The 18,082-nt window shown below is 39.5% G+C and carries 17 protein-coding genes and 1 pseudogene; 12 read left to right on the plus strand and 6 right to left on the minus strand.

Features of this window, described 5'->3' with window-relative positions:
* Positions 1 to 321 precede the first annotated feature (321 nt).
* Together RM368_RS31305 and RM368_RS31310 are read right to left on the minus strand one after the other, a co-directional pair.
* The gene (locus tag RM368_RS31305; RefSeq protein WP_322697658.1) at positions 322 to 1,131 is read right to left on the minus strand and encodes an ABC transporter permease; all 810 of its coding nucleotides are present in this window, start codon (positions 1,129 to 1,131) and stop codon (positions 322 to 324) included.
* Between the two features lie 253 nt (positions 1,132 to 1,384).
* Entirely contained in the window at positions 1,385 to 3,406 is a 2,022-nt protein-coding gene (locus RM368_RS31310; protein ID WP_322697659.1) for a protein phosphatase 2C domain-containing protein, read from the minus strand.
* Between the two features lie 417 nt (positions 3,407 to 3,823).
* Between RM368_RS31310 and RM368_RS31315 the strand changes: the two genes are divergently transcribed.
* The 6 genes and pseudogenes from RM368_RS31315 (at position 3,824) to RM368_RS31335 (ending at position 7,139) form a co-directional block, all read left to right on the plus strand.
* Positions 3,824 to 4,258, plus strand: coding sequence for an NfeD family protein (locus RM368_RS31315; RefSeq protein WP_322671881.1), 435 nt, complete (start codon positions 3,824 to 3,826; stop codon positions 4,256 to 4,258).
* Between the two features lie 174 nt (positions 4,259 to 4,432).
* Positions 4,433 to 5,440, plus strand: coding sequence for an SPFH domain-containing protein (locus RM368_RS31320; RefSeq protein ID WP_322697660.1), 1,008 nt, complete (start codon positions 4,433 to 4,435; stop codon positions 5,438 to 5,440).
* A gap of 92 nt (positions 5,441 to 5,532) precedes the next feature.
* Positions 5,533 to 5,685, plus strand: a complete 153-nt coding sequence (locus RM368_RS38910) for a hypothetical protein (RefSeq protein ID WP_416212273.1) — start codon at positions 5,533 to 5,535, stop codon at positions 5,683 to 5,685.
* Positions 5,686 to 5,705: 20 nt separating this feature from the next.
* The gene (locus RM368_RS31325; protein ID WP_322697661.1) at positions 5,706 to 6,053 is read left to right on the plus strand and encodes a DUF433 domain-containing protein; all 348 of its coding nucleotides are present in this window, start codon (positions 5,706 to 5,708) and stop codon (positions 6,051 to 6,053) included.
* Positions 6,054 to 6,069: 16 nt separating this feature from the next.
* Positions 6,070 to 6,414 (plus strand): annotated as a pseudogene (locus RM368_RS38915) (DUF5615 family PIN-like protein).
* A gap of 155 nt (positions 6,415 to 6,569) precedes the next feature.
* On the plus strand, positions 6,570 to 7,139 hold the full coding sequence (locus tag RM368_RS31335; protein ID WP_322697663.1) for a Uma2 family endonuclease: 570 nt from the start codon (positions 6,570 to 6,572) through the stop codon (positions 7,137 to 7,139).
* Positions 7,140 to 7,252: 113 nt separating this feature from the next.
* Here the strand turns inward: RM368_RS31335 and RM368_RS31340 are convergent, their stop codons facing one another.
* Positions 7,253 to 7,657, minus strand: a complete 405-nt coding sequence (locus RM368_RS31340) for a Fur family transcriptional regulator (RefSeq protein ID WP_322697664.1) — start codon at positions 7,655 to 7,657, stop codon at positions 7,253 to 7,255.
* A gap of 145 nt (positions 7,658 to 7,802) precedes the next feature.
* Here RM368_RS31340 and purS point away from each other — a divergent pair, with 145 nt between their 5' ends.
* The 3 genes from purS to RM368_RS31355 all read left to right on the plus strand — a co-directional run bounded on the left by purS (position 7,803) and on the right by RM368_RS31355 (position 10,583).
* Positions 7,803 to 8,081 carry a phosphoribosylformylglycinamidine synthase subunit PurS gene (gene purS, locus RM368_RS31345; RefSeq protein WP_292747447.1) on the plus strand — a complete coding sequence of 93 codons (279 nt, stop codon included), beginning with the start codon at positions 7,803 to 7,805 and terminating at the stop codon, positions 8,079 to 8,081.
* A 491-nt stretch (positions 8,082 to 8,572) separates the two neighbouring features.
* On the plus strand, positions 8,573 to 9,670 hold the full coding sequence (locus tag RM368_RS31350) for an iron-containing redox enzyme family protein (RefSeq protein WP_322697685.1): 1,098 nt from the start codon (positions 8,573 to 8,575) through the stop codon (positions 9,668 to 9,670).
* Positions 9,671 to 9,887: 217 nt separating this feature from the next.
* Complete coding sequence (locus RM368_RS31355; RefSeq protein ID WP_322697665.1) at positions 9,888 to 10,583, plus strand: SAM-dependent methyltransferase; 696 nt, start codon at positions 9,888 to 9,890, stop codon at positions 10,581 to 10,583.
* A gap of 165 nt (positions 10,584 to 10,748) precedes the next feature.
* On the opposite strand, the gene RM368_RS31360 is transcribed toward RM368_RS31355, so the two are convergent.
* Positions 10,749 to 11,912 (minus strand): DUF3466 family protein, encoded by a 1,164-nt coding sequence (locus tag RM368_RS31360; RefSeq protein WP_322697666.1) that lies wholly within the window; start codon positions 11,910 to 11,912, stop codon positions 10,749 to 10,751.
* A 35-nt stretch (positions 11,913 to 11,947) separates the two neighbouring features.
* A complete protein-coding gene (locus RM368_RS31365) occupies positions 11,948 to 12,964 on the minus strand; it encodes a glycerophosphodiester phosphodiesterase (protein ID WP_322697667.1) in 1,017 nt (338 codons plus the stop codon).
* 529 nt (positions 12,965 to 13,493) lie between these two features.
* Between RM368_RS31365 and ovoA the strand changes: the two genes are divergently transcribed.
* The gene (gene ovoA / locus RM368_RS31370; RefSeq protein WP_322697668.1) at positions 13,494 to 14,831 is read left to right on the plus strand and encodes a 5-histidylcysteine sulfoxide synthase; all 1,338 of its coding nucleotides are present in this window, start codon (positions 13,494 to 13,496) and stop codon (positions 14,829 to 14,831) included.
* A 309-nt stretch (positions 14,832 to 15,140) separates the two neighbouring features.
* Complete coding sequence (locus RM368_RS31375; protein ID WP_322697669.1) at positions 15,141 to 15,623, plus strand: SET domain-containing methyltransferase; 483 nt, start codon at positions 15,141 to 15,143, stop codon at positions 15,621 to 15,623.
* 90 nt (positions 15,624 to 15,713) lie between these two features.
* Here RM368_RS31375 and ilvC read toward each other — a convergent pair whose 3' ends face one another.
* Positions 15,714 to 16,709: a ketol-acid reductoisomerase gene (gene ilvC / locus RM368_RS31380; protein WP_322697670.1), complete on the minus strand. Its 996-nt coding sequence runs from the start codon at positions 16,707 to 16,709 to the stop codon at positions 15,714 to 15,716.
* 326 nt (positions 16,710 to 17,035) lie between these two features.
* Here ilvC and RM368_RS31385 point away from each other — a divergent pair, with 326 nt between their 5' ends.
* Positions 17,036 to 17,968, plus strand: a complete 933-nt coding sequence (locus RM368_RS31385; protein ID WP_322697671.1) for a DUF4349 domain-containing protein — start codon at positions 17,036 to 17,038, stop codon at positions 17,966 to 17,968.
* The last annotated feature ends 114 nt before the right edge of the window (positions 17,969 to 18,082 follow it).

Consider the following 18,082-nt stretch of genomic DNA (forward strand, 5'->3'; position numbering starts at 1 on the left):
GACTCTATTACATCCCTACCTCACTTTAAAAGATGTTGGTAATGACAAGGCTTTATAAGGGGGGATTAAGGGAAGTAATTTGACTTGTGTATACACAGTAGGCTTTATAAGGGAGGATTAAGGGAGGTAAAATGTGATTAAAATCACAGCCAACCACTTTGAAAACAACCTCTTAGGAGATTTAAAATTCTGAATGACACTGAGATTTGTGCGTTATGGTAAGCATAACTCACCGGATATTTTAATATAGCTGTTGTTCGCTATCTAAAAAAGTTCATAAAGAACCAAATTACCTATAATTTTTATTGGCAATAGCGAGTCTTATTTAAAAGTTTTATTCTCTCCAGAAGCGCGAATTAATTCAGCTATAAGGGCAACGATCGCAGATACTAAAATTAACATTACACTGAGAGCATTAATATCAGGTTTAACTCCGGTTCTAATGCGGCTAAAAATTTCCATTGGCAGGGTGTTAGAACCGCTACCAGCAGTAAAACTAGCAATCAGAAAGTCATCTAAGCTAAGAACAAAAGCTAAGAGACAACCAGCGATAATCCCAGGCATTAATTGAGGTAACAATACTTTGATGAAAGCTTGGGTTGGTGTCGCACCTAAATCTAGTGCTGCTTCTTCTAAGTGGGGATCTAAATTAGTCAGTCGAGAAGCAACCACAAGTCCAACGTAGGCTAGACAAAACACTACATGGGCTGCAACTATTGTCCACAAACTCAAAGGTACTGCAAAGGCTGCTAGACATACTAGGGTAGCCACTGCGATCGCAATATCGGGAATAATCAATGGTAGGTAAGCAATACCCAGATACAATTTTTTCCCAGGAAATTCGTAACGCGCCAACCCAACCGCCATCAAGGTTCCCAGCACTGCGGAAATTGCCACGGCACAACCCGCAACTATCATACTGTTTTGCAAAGCCGATAAAATGCGATCGTCACTGAACAACCTGCGATACCAATCGAGAGTGAATCCTTGCCAAGTTGCACTGTAAGGCGACTTATTGAAGCTATAAAAGCCAAGTACCAGTATGGGCAGGTACATGAACACAAATATCAGCAGTGAGAAAACCGCTTGCCATGAGACACGCGGTTTTTTGAGAAATGGAGAGATATTCACGTTTATATATGATTTTTCTTGATAGCAATCGGTTATATCATATTTTATGTAAAAAGTCAATTCTCACTGACTAGCGATCGCCACTTTCTTTTCCATCACTGTGAATATACAAGTAGTTCTTGTCAAGATTGCAATATTCCTGGCAAACATTGCAATATTTCTGGCAAACATTGCAATATTCCTCATCAACATTAGAATATTCCTTATCAATACTGCAATATTTCTCATCAACATTAAAATATTTCGGTATAATCTATTTCCCACTCGGACACACTGACTGCACTGCTTGGGGAAGTTGCCGACACATCTGCTGTAATCCTTGAGGATTAATTTGCCACCAAGCAAATAATCCCAGACTTGTACCCCCTACCAGCAACGCCAACACTCCCCCCAGCATTACCAAAGGTTTACTCCACTTCGGTTTTGTAATTAAAGTTGGTGGAATTTCTGGGTTGAGAGGTGGTTCTTCTGAAAGTTCCAAATCTAGATCCGAATTTAGATCCAAATCTAGCAAAGCTTGAGAACTTTCTGTAAAAGAAGTTGGTTCTTCTAATTCCTCTAGTTCTTTTGGTTCTTCTAGTTCTTCTAATTTCTCTAGTTCTTCTTCTTGTATTTCTGTTTCTATAATCTCTTCTGGCAACGCCGGAGTCACGGGTACTAAGTATTCTGGAGAAACACGGCAATAAGTCATAACAACCGATGTATTATCATGCCCATTTTTTTCGTTTGCTAAGTTAATCCAGTTGCGGACAGCATCTTCAACTGTCATTTGCCCTGTTAACACGGGTATTGCATAATCCTGCCAAGATTGTTCTACCCAGTTGCGATCGCTTAAACCATCAGAACACAGTAGCAAAATGCCATCTTCTTCCAGAATAAATCGCTGAACATTGAGACGCAAAGATTCTGAATTTCTTGTCCCCAATGCTTGAGTTAAGGCACTCGCATCTGGTCTAAAGAGTGCCTTTCGATACAAGCTTTTAGCAAGGCGTACTTCTCGCGTTGCCACATCATCATCTATAGTTAGTAGCTGGCAATAATCGCGAGTAATCCAATAGGCACGGCTATCGCCAACATTAGCCAAGTAAAGCTCATGGGTATTATTTGATTGCCACCCAGTACTTGTCTGGATTCGTTGTGGAACTTGCAACGCCATAACAATAGTTGTAGCCATGCGTTCCTTGCCCTGGCGTTTTTGTTCGTTATTGCGGGCACAAATTACATTATTTACCACCCGTAAGCTTGCTTCTAATTGTTCCTGCAACAACTCAGGTGGAAAAAGTGCAGTTTGTTCTGTCACCTCAGTTAGTAAAGCGCGAATTTGCAACTTTACAGACTGCACAGCCAATTGACTTGCAACCTCACCGCCTTCGTGCCCACCAATGCCATCGCAAACAATCGACAAGTGGCGCAATAAAGGTTCATCTAAATCACTCAAACTATTGGGATAGCAAGCATCTTCATTTTGCGCCATCATCGGGCCAATATCTGTAGAACCTGCCACCTTTAAGGCTAATGGCAATTCTGCCGCAGCCGCTAGTAGTAAATTATTGAGTTGAATCCTAATTTCCTCTAACTCAATCTCAGTTTCGCACATCTCCTGCACAATGTCCTGTAACGCTTTAGCTACTGATGCCTTCGCAGAAACTACCCAAAACTGCCAACATTCCCCCAGATTTTGTAAACTCAACTTTTCATCAGCTGGTGTTTGATAGAGTTCCAAAAGTCGCACACACCAACCTTCGACTCTCAAGTTGTCTACTACTAGTAAACTGCGGCTAAGTCCCAATTCTGCTAGAGGTGTCCAAAGTTGGAGAATTTGCCACAGCCAATAAACTTGTCGTACTGCCGTGGCTTCCTCCCAAGCCTCAACAATAGTTGGATAGATATTTCCTGTCTTATCTATCGGCGCATTCTCTAATAAAAGGATATCAGTTGTATCTTCTTCAAGATTACTAACAAATCCATAAGCCTGGGGCAGGTGCAACCGCTGTTGATATAACTGTAAATAAGGAATTACTTCGGCTGGCAATTCTTCAGGTACATCTGGCGGCAGTCCCGGTTGAGTATCCAGCCAAATCTGCTGTTTAATTACCTCATACCTATCTGCTACCTTTGTGCCTGGTGGGATGCAAGCAGCCAATGAGCCAGTCGCCCAAAGATAGCGGTGAACTAAAGGAGTTTGGCAACTGGCACAAACGTTATCTCCCATAGGATTAATGGGGCTATTACAGCGTGGATTTATACAAAAAATTATCAGTTGAGTAGAAATCATAAATATAGGAGTCAGGAGTTAGGAGTCAGGAGTCAGGAGTCAGAAGTCAGAAGTCAGAAGTCAGAATTTAGAATACTCTACCCAAAAAGGGATAGAGTTTGAGAATTGTAATATCCAATACTTATTTTGGGCTACTGCTGCGCTACCAAAGAGTCTATAGAATTTCTACTGACTCCTGACTCCTGAATTCTGAATTCTTATTTATACATAAACTTCGATTAACTTTAGCTGGCAATGAATTGAAGGCTAGAATAAACTGGACTTGTGTACCGTTAGCTACACCTTGTTACTGAAATTAATCAAAATTACAAAATTATTGGTAGAAATACCCAGTTTTGTTTTCTGTAAATAACTTATATCTGGCTGTATCTAATCGTAGAAATGCATTTACGTCAATGTAGAGTTTAGGATGGCGCTATGCCAAGTTTTACCTTAATCTGGCTTCTGGCAGGAGCAGTTCTGTGTTTAATGGAACTGTTCTTACCGTCGGCGTTTGTCGCCTTGATGATGGGAATTAGCGCTTTTGTGGTGGCGCTGCTGTCTGGAGTGGGTATGGGAAGTGTATGGTTGCAAATTGTAGTTTGGCTATTGCTTTCCATAGCCCTAATCGTGCTTTCTCGTCGGTTTTTGCAACCAAGACAACGCAAATCAAAAATTCGGGATGCAGTCATAGCTGAAACCTTAACAGAAATTCTGCCTGGAAAAACAGGGCGGGTACGGTATGAGGGAAATTCTTGGCAAGCAAGATGTGACGATGACAAATTTACCATACCACCCCATCAAAGAGTTTATGTGGTTAGGAGGGAAGGTACTACTTTGATTGTTGTACCGGAAAATCTGTTGAATTCTTAAATATTTGTCATTTGTCACTTGTACTGAGCGACTTGCCTTGAGCGAAGTCGAAAGGAGTCGAAGTATTTGTCATTTGTCATTTGTCACAATTCAATAGTTCTTTTTACTCTAATTTCTCTGCTCACTCATCTCCTCCACTTTGCACTCCCTTTATTAAAAATTAGGAGATTTACAATGGAACAGTTTTTTTTACTAGTATTTTTAGCTCTTGGTGGTTCTGCTGTAGCAGGTTCAGTGAAAGTCGTCAATCAGGGCAATGAAGCTTTGGTGGAAAGATTGGGTAGCTATAACAAAAAACTAGAACCAGGACTAAACTTTGTCGTTCCTTTCTTAGATAGAGTTGTCTACCGAGAAACTATCAAAGAAAAAGTCTTAGATATTCCTCCTCAACAGTGCATTACCCGTGACAACGTTGGTATTGAGGTAGATGCAGTGTTTTATTGGCGCATTGTGGATATGGAAAAAGCCTGGTACAAGGTAGAAAATCTCCAAGCGGCAATGATAAATATGGTGCTGACTCAAATTCGCGCCGAAATGGGACAACTGGAGTTGGATCAAACTTTTACTGCTCGTTCCCACATCAGTGAGCTTTTATTACGAGATTTGGATGTTGCTACCGATCCTTGGGGTGTAAAAGTGACACGGGTAGAACTGCGAGATATTATTCCGTCTCAAGCAGTACGAGAATCGATGGAATTGCAAATGTCAGCAGAACGACGCAAACGGGCAGCAATTTTAACTTCAGAGGGCGATCGCGAAGCTGCTGTGAATAGCGCCAGAGGTAAAGCTGACGCGCAAATCTTGGATGCGGAAGCTCGTCAAAAATCGGTAATTTTGCAAGCGGAAGCCGAACAAAAGGCGATCGTTTTGAAGGCTCAAGCAGAACGTCAGCAACAAGTTTTAAAAGCCCAGGCGATCGCAGAGTCATCAGAAATTATTGCCCAAAAGCTCCACAATAACCCCAATGCTAATAAAGCAGTGGAAGTATTATTTGCGTTGGGTTATCTCGATATGGGCGCGACAATTGGTAAAAGCGATAGCAGTAAGGTGATTTTTATAGATCCGCGTTCCATTCCCGCTGCTTTAGAGGGCATACGTTCTGTCGTTTCAGATGGTCAGGTTAACTCTAGCGATTTATTTTCTAAGCAAATTCCAGGATTAGAAAATAATCGCTCTAGTTAAGAATGGGAAATGGGAAGCAGGGGAAGAAAATAACTCCTGCTTTCTGCCTCCTGACAAATAACAAATGACTAATGACTAATGACTAATGACTAATGATAATTAACCCAGAACAGGTCATCAACGCTCTTATTGCGATCGCAAATCCTTTAATAAAGGAAAAAATTCAGCGCAATCAGATCGTAATTAAATTACTTCAGCAGTTTAACCTCTTATGTAGTAAATTTCCAAACCCCGTTAAAATATAGTTAATCTTAGATAGTTTCCAATGACAGCCCAAGAGTTAGAAACACAGTTACTATCCTTAACACCAGCCCAAAAAGTTGAAGCAATTCGCATCTTAACCCAAGGTATTAATACGAACAATCATGGAATTACCAAAACCCCTGGTGTAATGGGTGCTGATGCTTGTATTGCCGGAACACGCATTCCTGTTTGGTTGTTAGTAACTTATCGACGACAAGGTGCTAAAGATGCTGATATTCTAGATCAATATCCTCAACTTAGCGCAGCTGATTTGGTAACAGCATGGCTTTATGCTGAAGCATTTCCTCACGAAATTGATATTGCTATTCACGAACAAGAAGAAGCTGATGCAATTTTAGATGCTTCTTAAAATATCCTGTTGATGTATGGCAAGATTGTTAGCAGATGAGCAATTTCCGCGTAAATCGGTAGAATTATTACGTACTTTTGGACATGATGTTATCACCATACAAGAAGCAGGCAAAGCTGGAATTTCTGATGATATAGTGTTAGAGTTTGCGATATTATAAAATCGGGCTGTATTAACTCTTAATCGTCGTGATTTTTTTAAATTACATAAGATTAAACCCGAACATACTGGGATAATTGCCTGCAAAGATGATTTAGATTGGAATCGATTAGCAATAAATATTGATGCAGTGATTTCTACGGAATCAACATTAACAGGAAAAGTTATTCGCGTTAATCGATTTTCTTCTACAACACAATAAACTTTATGCGATCGCCTAATATTTCATCTGACCTATTTGATAAAATTACAATGACTAGTGAGAGGAATACGATGTCTATGACGGGCTACGTCTAAGCACTAAATTGTCGCATTCTTCCAGTGATCAAATAATCAAGCTTTGATAAGTTGTAAATTATGACCTTATCTATTGAGTCAACTACAGCATTAAATATAGAAGAGTTCTTAAAACTATCAGATACAAAACCAGCAAGCGAGTATTTTAACGGAAAAATATACCAAAAGCCTATGCCGCAAGGAGAACACAGTACTTTACAAAGCAGTTTAGTCACAGCTATTAATGAGATTGCTAAACCGCCAAAAATTGCTTATGCCTTTCCTGAATTACGTTGTACATTTGAAGGTCGTTCAATAGTACCAGATATTGCTGTGTTTGAATGGCAAAGAATTCCCCTTGATGCAAAAGGTAGAATTACAAATAAATTTGAGATTCCTCCAGATTGGATAATCGAAATTCTTTCACCAGAACAATCACCCAACCGAGTGATCCGCAAAATTACATTTTCTATTCAAAATGGAGCAAAGCTAGGTTGGTTACTCGATTCTGCTGATGAGTCCATCATGATTTTTGAACCGAATAAATTACCAGAATTAAAAGAACAGCAAGATATCTTACCAGTTTTGAATGTTTTGGAAAACTGGCAATTAACAGTTGCAGATGTATTTAGTTGGTTGAGTTTTATTTGAATAAAGCATTTATTACAGCAGAATTCAGAAGTCAGAATGGGCTAAACGCCCTGCTACCGCTAACAGAAATCAGAAGTAAAACACGCTTTATCCGTCTCATAAAATTGGTATAACTATTGACTAATTCCAGTACTTTGATTCACCTGGCATTGACTGCACAACCCAAAAAACTCTAGGGTGTGGTAAAAAACTTTAAACTTATGGCTTGATTCTAACTGGTTTTCTAAGTCATGAACTGGACATTGATTAATCTGAATTGAGACACCACATTGCAAGCAGGTAAGGTGGTGTTTATCCTGTTGTGCTAGGCTATAGAGGGCTTCACCGTTAGCCAAATTCCGCACTTGTACTATGCCTTCTAGTTTTAAGGCTTCTAGAGAACGGTAAACTGTTGCTAAACCCATACTCTGATTTGTATTACGTAGTTCTACGTAAATATCTTGGGCAGAAACGCCTTTTTTGATATTTTTCAGGAGGTTGAAAATACGCTCTTGACTGCGGGTGCGTATGGCTCTCATAGACAATTATTTAAGTATGCCACTGTAGTTTGAAGCTGTTAGATGAGCTAATCGCTCGATTAACTTTAACCGCTTCGTAATCTTATTTTCACTCAGTTGGAACAGAAAGTTATAGTATAGCGATCGCAGCATTCAGCAAAAGCCCGTGCAAACCAAGTATCTAGCCAAAATTTTCGTGACCCTTCGTCCTTCAGTTTTAGACCCCGCTGGTGTGGCAGTACAATCCGGTCTTAAGCAACTGGGATACGATAACGTTGACCAGGTGCGGATTGGCAAGTACATTGAACTCACCATCACCTCAACTGAAGAGAAGAAAGCCCGTCAAGACCTTGATACCATTTGTGACCAAATGCTATCAAATCCGGTAATTGAAAATTACCGCTTTGAATTAATTGAGGTCGAAACTCAAACTGGGGTATTTTAGGGATTGGGTATAGGGCATTAGCCAAACAGGGCATTGCTAAGAGACTTGGGGACAAGGGGAAGGAAAAGACTTGTTGCAAGTTCTAACTTTTGTCACCTTGTCACCTTGTCACCTTGTCACCTTGTCTCTCCTGCTTCCCCTGCCCCCCCCACTCCCATAGGTGTCAACTTAACGCCAAACCCCTTGTCCGCCGGGAATTGAAATTCCCGTCTCATCGCTAAAGTCATCTGAAGATGACTAAATATCGCCAAAAATCTCCAGTCTACTTCAGTAGAGTTAAGCTAAAAGCCGGAAAATTTATTTCCGGGCGGGAATGTCAGCCAACAGATAAGTTATTTCCAACTGAAGTTGACACCTATGCCCCACTCCCTTTTCTTAGAAAGTTAATTTTTCTTTATAACCAGGGAAAGAGGTACAGAAAGCTACTGTGTGGAAACTTAGATATTAGAGGTGAAAGTAATTTCTCACTTTTCCAAAGTACCGAAGATTCCATGCAAAGCAATTTAGTTATATTTCCTAAGACTGAGGCTGCGAAAAATAGCACGCAAACTAAAGAAAGGACAATTACCAAATACGACCGTGCCCAGGAGCAATTTATAGAACTGCTAGCGATGGAGGATTTGGATCGTCAGCTGGATGCAAAACCTTCAATAGCCAGTGAGTTTGAACAGGCGCTCTCTATGGCAATTGCGGCTGCTTATGGAAACGATCGCTCTGATGAGCAGGCTCACCATTTTCTCCAACGGATACTTTATCGAATTAATCGGCTAAAGCTGTTTTGGTACGACGATTTGCGGCATTATAACAATGAGCGATCGCTTTATTTGCACTCTTGTCGTAACCAAATTGAAGCTGCTTGGCAACAGTGGGAACTAGCACAAATCGATGTGGCTGCACTACAAGAACTCGATGTCAAACAAGCTTTAATTGAGCGTGCATCTGCTGATTTAAATCCGCCTTTATCGGAGAATAGCCGCTACATTCGTGAAGAAATGACTGAAGCTGGTTATCGTCACTTGCTAGCGATCGGTTCCTTTGATGGTTTGGTGGAAGGTAGCCGTCTTTGCTACGTATTGGGTGGTGCTGCTAATGAAGTGCAGTGTACGCTGGTGCGAGTACTACTAGAAGAGTACGGCAATGGTCGTTTAGCCCGCAAGCACTCGACTTTTTTTGCTCAAATGCTGGCTGAGTTTGGAATGAACACCGAACCAGAAGGATACTTCGATTTAGTGCCTTGGGAAGTCTTAGCTTGCGATAATCATAATTTTTTGACTACCGATCGCAAACGCTATTTCCTACGTTACAGTGGCGCGTTGACATATTTTGAAGTGGCTGGCCCTGCGACTTATAAAAACTATCTAGCGGCGGCGCAACGCTTGGAACTATCAGAAGCAGCGATGGGTTATTGGGAACTACACATCAAGGAAGATGAACGCCACGGTCGTTGGATGTTAGATGATGTAGCTTTGCCTTTGGCAGAACGATATCCCAATGATGCCTGGGAACTGCTGCTTGGCTATGACCAGGAGAAACAAATGGGCGATCGCGCTGCTCGTGCTGTTGTGCGATCGATACGCGAAGCAGAATAAGCCGCCTTATTTGTATGAGCAATCTAAAAAATCAAAAATAGCAAGTTATTATTAGCCTTTTAATTTGACATTCTTAAATCATTTTATTGCTAATTCACTTGCGCTGAGATTTCTTTAGCAATCCTTTGCTAAAGGAAAACTTTTTATTGCCTGAATAAAAAGTAACAAACAACCACCTATTACATTGATTATACCTTACACCTGGAAATTAAATCAAATGAAAGATATCTTTTTTTGCCCTGAAGAATCTAATTTCTACTCAAGCTGCTTAGAAAGCTTTGTGATCAGAAATTGTAAAAATTCCGAATCTATTGTGGAGTTTGGTTCAGGAGATGGTAGTCCTGTAATTAATTCTTTATTAAGAAACAACTTTGATGGTGTCATTCAGGGATTTGAATTAAATACTTCTGCATGGAAAGTTGCAAATTCAACCATTGATGAATACAATCTCACTAATAAATACATTATCCACAACTCATCTTTGTTTAATTCTTCTCAACCTGATGCCGAGTATCTTGTAGCCAATCCACCCTATCTCCCAGCACCAGATAATGATATTTATATGCCACTATTATTTGGGGGCATAGATGGAGCTACAGTTACCAATGAGCTTTTATCGTTAGGTTATGAAAATGTGTTAGTTTTAATATCTAGCTTTTCTAATCCAATCAATACATTGAACATAGCAAAACAAAATGGTTATTATGTTCAAAACTTCATGGTTTTACCTTTAAAGTTCGGTTACTATAGCTCTGATCCCAAGGTAAAGAAGCACATCGAAAAACTCCAAAAAAATCAGATGGCATTTTATTCTGGCGATTATTATTTTTTAGCTGGAGTTTTATTTAAAAAATCCCAGGAGTCTGTAATTGATTTATCTAATCAATTGGCTCAGGTGATGACTAGTTTGTGAAAATCAAGAACAACTTAAGTGAGGTTATCCCTTGCTTAAAGTACAGATGTGTCTCTAAGCCACGCTTCGAGACATATCCTGAAAGATTTTCAACGAGCATTTTTATAAATCCATATTCCCAAGTAATCATTTTGTCTACCTGAAGTTATTGCATTAACTTCTTTGTTATCTGGTTGCACTTTTAGAGTCAGGTTTGCGCTTAAGTGCTGCAAATAAAATTACACCAGCGCCGAACGACAAAATAGGAACACCTGAAGTTGGTTCAGCTACAGAGACAGATGAGATTGGCGTCAACAGGAAGGCGTGTAATTCACCATTAACTGCACCACGACCGACAATTTGTCCCTTATTATTAATGGCAGATGCTGCTGTTAAGGTAAAGCCACCCTCTGAACCAGGAGCAATCAGGTCATTTAAGTCGTACATAGTGTTATCACTATAAAGAAAAGCCCGTAAACCATTGCCAACTGCGGCAAAAAAGTTATTGTTAGTGCCAGAAAACCCGACTACTTGACCCAAATTATTGATCCCCAAACTAGTACTAAACAAATCTGTAGGACGTAACCTACCAAGGTCTTGCAGTCCCGTGCTGGAACTATACAGAAAAGCACGACTATCATTTACGCCAGTGAGTCCCGAACTACCAACTACTTGTCCTGAGTCATTAATATCGTTTGCTTGACTGTACCTGTCACCAGGGAGAGTACCGAGATTAGTGATTATGCCGTTGTCGGATAAAAAGGCTCGGCCGGAAGAACCAAAAATGCCAACTACTTGACTTAGATTATTTATGCCATAGGCAACATAATTTTCTTTTAAGTTATTGTTAATAATAGTCGTCTTACCATTGCTGTATAGGAAAGCGGCTCCGTTGGGAAAGGCAAGTTTTGGGAATATACCGCCACCAGTTGTACCGCCAACCACTTCACCTGAGTTATTGATAGCATAGGGAATGCCTTTAAGACCGGTATTTTGCGTTGTCCCATTACTGTAAATAAAGACGTTATTATCACCGTCGGTCTTACCGATGGAATTACCAACTACTTGCCCCAAGTTATTGATACCACTGACTGCAAGTACATTATCGCCAGGCAACGGACTAATTTTTTTGACAGAACCATTACTGTAAAAAAAAGAACTGTCCAAAGAATTAATCGCTACTTCACCTGAGTCATTAATGTCTGTAGCATAACTGTAGGCTTCTCCTGTAAGATTACCTAAGTCAGTAACTGAGTATAAAGATACCGCCAATGCCGACTTAGATGCAGTCAGACTGATTGCGGTGAAAGTTATTGCTGTTATACAGGATTTCCACTTAAGTAAAACCATGTTACCTTGCCGTGATTTTCTATTCCCTTACCAAATTACCACTGAAGAGTACGGTGGCAAGCTGCTGTATCTGGGTAATCGCTAAATACGCCATCAACACCTAAGTTGAAAAATAGTTCATATTCACCTTGAGGATTTCCTTGAAAATCCAGTGGCAAAAAACAGTCTTCATTGCGGAAAGTCCAGACATGAACCAGCAAACCAGCCGCATGAGCATCTATCACTAATGATGTAGGCGAACGCAATTTACCATTGTTGTCTCTAGGAACCAATAAATTTTTATGAATCCCAATCGCCTGTGCATATTTGGCAATTTCTGCTAAACCTGATGCTGTGACTAAATCTGTATAGGTGCGATGCCTACGGCGGGCTTCGCCTACGCAGCCACTAACGACAAAATCATAAGGTTTACCATTGTTATTCAGCAATTGCACTAGAGGTAAATCAGTCTTTGTGGATAAATCTTGTAAATTACCGACTTCAAAAGACTGAATAAAAACAGGTGCGTTAACTCCCTGATAACCGTTAGCTGTTAAAGTTGCAAGTAGGGGTGCTTCTAAGGCTAACCCAATAGATTGAAAGTAAGTTGGGTGCTTAGTTTCTGGGTAAATGCCAATCGTCCGATTAATTTCGCCACTTTTAACCTTGACTAAATTGATGATTTCTTGCAGCGTGGGAATTTCTAAAAGTCCATCATAAGTGGTATTTTGCGATCGCAGTTGGGGAATTCGCTCTTTAGCTCGTAGTGTTTTTAGTTCTTTTAGGGTAAAGTCTTCAGTAAACCAGCCAGTTTTTGATTCGCCATCAATTATTTTAGTGGTTTGCAGGTGAGCAAACTCTGTATGAATTGCAACGTCTGTGGTTTCAGAAATTTCATTTTCGTGACGAGCAATTAAAATGCCATCTTTGGTGGAAACTAAATCAGGTTCAATATAATCAGCCCCAAGTGCGATCGCTAATTCATAAGCAGCTAAAGTATGTTCTGGACGATAGCCGCTAGCACCCCGGTGTGCAATGATAATTGGAGATGTATCTTGCAAAGTTGTAGTCATTATTTTACCCACCTAAGTAGGACGATGTAAACAATTAAAGGTTTGTAGTAAGGGCTTCGCTACTCAACCTACAATTATTTTTCATTTAATTTTAAATAAATTAAAATAAATAAAACTCTCTTTAGAGAGTTGTAATTTTTCATTGGTAAGAGTTTCAAGAGCCTCTACATTTAATAATATAGTTATATTGATTACCCCTGAATGATTTATTGGTTGAGGTTTAATTATTCAAATATACGGAACTACTACTCAAACTCGATATATTTTTAGTACTATTTAAAAAACTAATATTAAAAAATAAGTATTGCTATTAAATAATAAATCTGTCATATTTAAGAATCTTATTTGATCCCTCCTTCAATTTTATTGTGTTTTACACATCCGATAAGATTAATATTTGTTTTTTCAAAAAACTCAGTATATATCTATTGTTTTTTCCGTATTTTTTACCTATGCAAGTAAATTCAGGAATCAAATCATAATTATAGATAATTAATTTGTTTCATTGTTCACTAATAGGAATTAGACCATGAATAGTCTACAATCTGCTAAACCTCCAAAACTTGATAGTTGTAATAACAAAGCAATCCTCGATTACTTTGAAAATGCTTGGCAACTGGAAGATATATTATTGAAAAGTCTAGTTGGGGAAGAGACATTTTATCTCAATCCTGACCCTTTAAGAAATCCTCTAATTTTTTATCTGGGACATTCGGCTGTTTTCTATATCAATAAATTAATTCAGGTGGGTTTATTAGAAAAACGCCTCAATCCAGAGTATGAAATTTTGTTTGAAATTGGAGTAGATCCAGAAAAACCAGAAGAGTTGAATGCAGCGATCGCTCATTTGGAATGGCCGCAAGTTGAACAAACTTGGGAGTACCGAGAACAAGCATATTCTGTAATTTCTGAAGTAATTAAAACTACCCCAATTACTCTGCCAATTCATCCCAATCATCCCCTTTGGGCTTTAATGATGGGGATGGAACACCAGCGTATTCACATTGAAACTTCTTCGATGTTAATTCGTCAATTGCCAATTGAGAGAGTGAAACGTCCTCAAAATTGGCAATATGCTCCTTTTAATGGTTACACTCCTCAGAACGAAATGCTCGAAGTTGCTGGTGGGGTAGTAAAACTTGGTAAAGCCTTAGATGATTCAACTTATGGATGGGATATTGATTATGGCGATCGCATTGTTGAAGTTGCACCCTTTTTCGCCAGCAAATATCTGATTACCAATGCTGATTTTATCTATTTTGTCAAGGCTGGTGGCTACGAAAATCAAGAATATTGGGATGAAGAATCTTGGAATTGGAAAACTCGATACGGTATTCAATGCCCCAAATTTTGGTTACATGAAAATGGTAGCTATAAATATCGAGCTATGTTTGATGAAATTGACTTACCCCTAGATTGGCCTGTGGAAGTCAATCATTATGAAGCAATGGCTTATTGTCGTTGGCAAGGGAAAGATACTCGTTTAATGAGTGAACCAGAATACCATTTAGCAACTTATGGTAATAGTTTATTAGATGATGTAGAAAATTATAATCTCAATTTAAAATTTGGCTCCCCTAGTCCCGTTGGGATGTTAGAAACAGCCAAAAGCTCTTCGGGATTGTATGATTTGCGTGGGAATGTTTGGGAATGGTTGAGTAATAACTTAAACCCTCTTGCTGGATATCAGCCTCATTTTCTTTATGAAGATAATTCTGCGATATTTTTTGATGATAAACATCAAATGATGTTAGGAGGATGTTGGATAACTAATGGTACAGAAGCTTTAAAATATTACCGCAACTGGTTCCGTCCAAATTTTTATCAGCACGCGGGTTTTCGGATTGTTCAAGATATTAAAGATTAACAGAATATGCCTCAGTCATATACTATAGTGTTACAGGATGCAAAAGATTTTGAATTTATGTTCTGAACTCGAATTTTATCTCAAGATTGCTATTAGTTGTACGATTTTTCAGCAAACGAATTTTTACCTCGAAAGTGAAATTTAACTAATATCAATTCTATATGAAGATACATAGAAAGAATGTCACCTTCCCTTGCTAAGGTAAGGTTGGGAGGGTTCAAAATAATGTGCAGCCTCACAGAGAATTGGTATAAGCCAAGTTTAAAACTTGGAAGTCGCAAGAAATTTAAATCCAATAGGTCTTGATCTATGACTACAATAGAGTCGATTTCAGCTGTAAAACTCAATTCTCATATCACGATTCAGCAAACACCAAAAGGACGAGGAGTGTTTGTTACAAAAAAATTTGCCCAAGGGGAAACTGTCGTGGTGGGTATTCCAATTGAAGAAGTTCCCGAACGAACAATTTATTCCATTCAGATAAATTTTAATTGCCATGTAAAACTAGATGAGCCTGCTATCTTCATTAACCATTCTTGCGATCCAAATACTGGGGTAAAAAACAATCAGTTTGGAGGATATGACTTCGTTCCTTTGGGCGATATCGAAGCAGGTGAAGAGATTTCCTGGGACTACGAAACTACTGAATATGAATCAATTGCTGTCCGCAGCTGCTTGTGCGAATCTCTATCTTGTCGAGCAAAAACATTAGGATTCAAATTTCGAGAACAAATGTTGCGCGATACTTATGGAGAGTACATTGCAGATTATCTCAAAACTAAAAGCAAATGATGTTTAGACATCTCCAGAAATTAAATATAACGTAGCACTGCTATGTCTCTACATTCTTTTTTTTGGAGATGTCTGATGTTATTTTTTTGCTTAAGCTTTTTTCAACCAGCTAAACATAGCGCGTAAATCTTTACCAACTTCCTCAATTTTGTGTTCAGATTCTTTACGACGCATAGCGGTAAATCCTGGTTTACCAGATTGGTTTTCTAGAACAAATTCTCGTGCAAATTGTCCAGATTGAATTTCGCTGAGAATCTTCTGCATTTCAGCTTTGGTTTGTTCGGTAACAATCCGTGGGCCACGAGTATAATCGCCATATTCAGCTGTGTTAGAAATACTGTCGCGCATTTTAGCTAAACCGCCTTCCACAACCAAGTCAACAATTAGCTTGACTTCATGCAGACATTCAAAATAAGCCAATTCTGGTTGATAACCAGCTTCTACCAAAGTTTCAAATCCGGCTTTGATTAAAGCACTCAAACCACCGCACAATACGGCTTGTTCGCCAAATAAATCTGTTTCGGTTTCTTCGCGGAAAGTAGTTTCGAGAACACCAGCGCGAGTACCACCAATACCTTTAGCGTAAGACATGGCGCGATCGCGTGCCTGACCACTGGCATCTTGATAAACTGCAAACAGCGCTGGTACGCCTTCGCCACCTTCATAAGTCCGCCGTACCAAATGCCCCGGCCCTTTTGGTGCTACCATCACCACATCGACGTTAGCTGGTGGTACAACTTGCCCAAAGTGAATATTGAAACCGTGAGCAAAAGCTAACACATTCCCTTCTTCTAGATTGGGTTCAATCTCGTTTTTGTAAATCGTTTTTTGAACTTCATCAGGTAACAAAATCATGATGAAGTCAGCAGCATTAGCAGCATCTGCAACATTTTTCACAGTTAATCCAGCTGCTTCAGCTTTTGCGACTGACTTACTACCCGGATATAGTCCCACAATCACATTCAAACCACTATCTTTGAGATTGAGAGCGTGGGCATGACCTTGAGAACCATAGCCGATAATAGCAATAGTTTTTCCAGCCAAAAGGTCTAAATTGGCATCTTCGTCATAATACATCCGGGCCATAGAAGCATCTCCTGTCAGCAAGCATCGTCATTTATTGGCAGGCTTACGATTGTACCCCAAATTGAGTAACACAGATGAATTATCAATCATTCAATTTATCTCTTTGGACTGAGCAGGGGAGTAAGGGAGGCAGAGTAACCAAGGGAGCAGAGGAAGTAGGGGGGCATACTTCGACTGCGCTCAGTAACCGGGGGAGCAGGGGAGAACAATAAATGACCAATGACAAATGACAAATGACAAATCCTGTTACATAAATCGCAACAATACAGGCTTTGAGTTCTTATTCAGTAATACTAGGGTTAACTTCATCTATCTAGGGGTAGATTATGTATACTGCAACCAAATTACCGCGCACATCTGCTTTATTTATAAGTGCGTTATTGGGAGGGATGATTTTCACTAGTTGCGCCTCTTCCCAACAGACAGCAAATAAGTCTGCACCTCAATCTGTACCTCAAATTGCAGCCAATGACGGGGTAAATCAATTAAGTGCCCGTGAAAACAGTATTTCCCAAAATGCAGAAGCTGCACCAATAGCGCGTTCTCGTCCCCAACTGATCAAAAAGGCAGCAATTTCTTTGACTGTCAACTCTGTAGATAAGACTATTGATGCTGTTTCGCAAATTATCAATCAACAGCAAGGAGATTTAATCGGGTTGAAACAACAACAACCCAAAAACGACAACCCGCGTTACACAGCAACAATCCAATTACGGATACCAGAGAATCGGCTAGAACCTACTTTAGAGCAACTAGCTAAATTGGGCACTGTTAATAGTCGTAATATCACTGCCGAAGATGTAGGCGATCGCCTCGTAGATTTCCAAGCTAGATTAAGTAATTTGCAAAAGACTGAAGCTAATTTGCAAAAAATTATGGATCGGGCTGGTTCTGTGATAGATGTGCTTAGTGTTTCCCAAGAACTGAGTAATGTCCGACAAACCATAGAACAAATTGATGCCCAACTGAAAAACCTCAAAAATCAAGTTGCTTATTCCACTATTACGCTGAACCTAGAAGCAGCAGTTTCTAGTACCAGCCCTCAACCTGACTTGGGTTTACAAGTTAAGGAAACTTGGAATAACTCTACCCATTCTTTGAGGGCATTTTCCGTTGGCTTACTTAAACTGGGTATTTGGTTAATTGTTTACAGCCCCTATTTATTAATTTTTGTTGCTCTTGTCTATGGCTTTAGGCGTTGGCGGCGAACTCATTCACCACGTTTGACACAAACACCAGAGTCAACTATTTCTGACTAAACTTGCATAAATTCTACATTTACCTCTGATAAATCTACATAGATAAACAAAAATTGAAAGATTTCAAACTCTTATTGTCTGTACCTTTCTCTTAAACAATTTTGTTTATCCTGT

Origin of the sequence: Nostoc sp. DedSLP03, assembly GCF_034530815.1 — a bacterium.
Lineage (GTDB): Bacteria > Cyanobacteriota > Cyanobacteriia > Cyanobacteriales > Nostocaceae > Nostoc.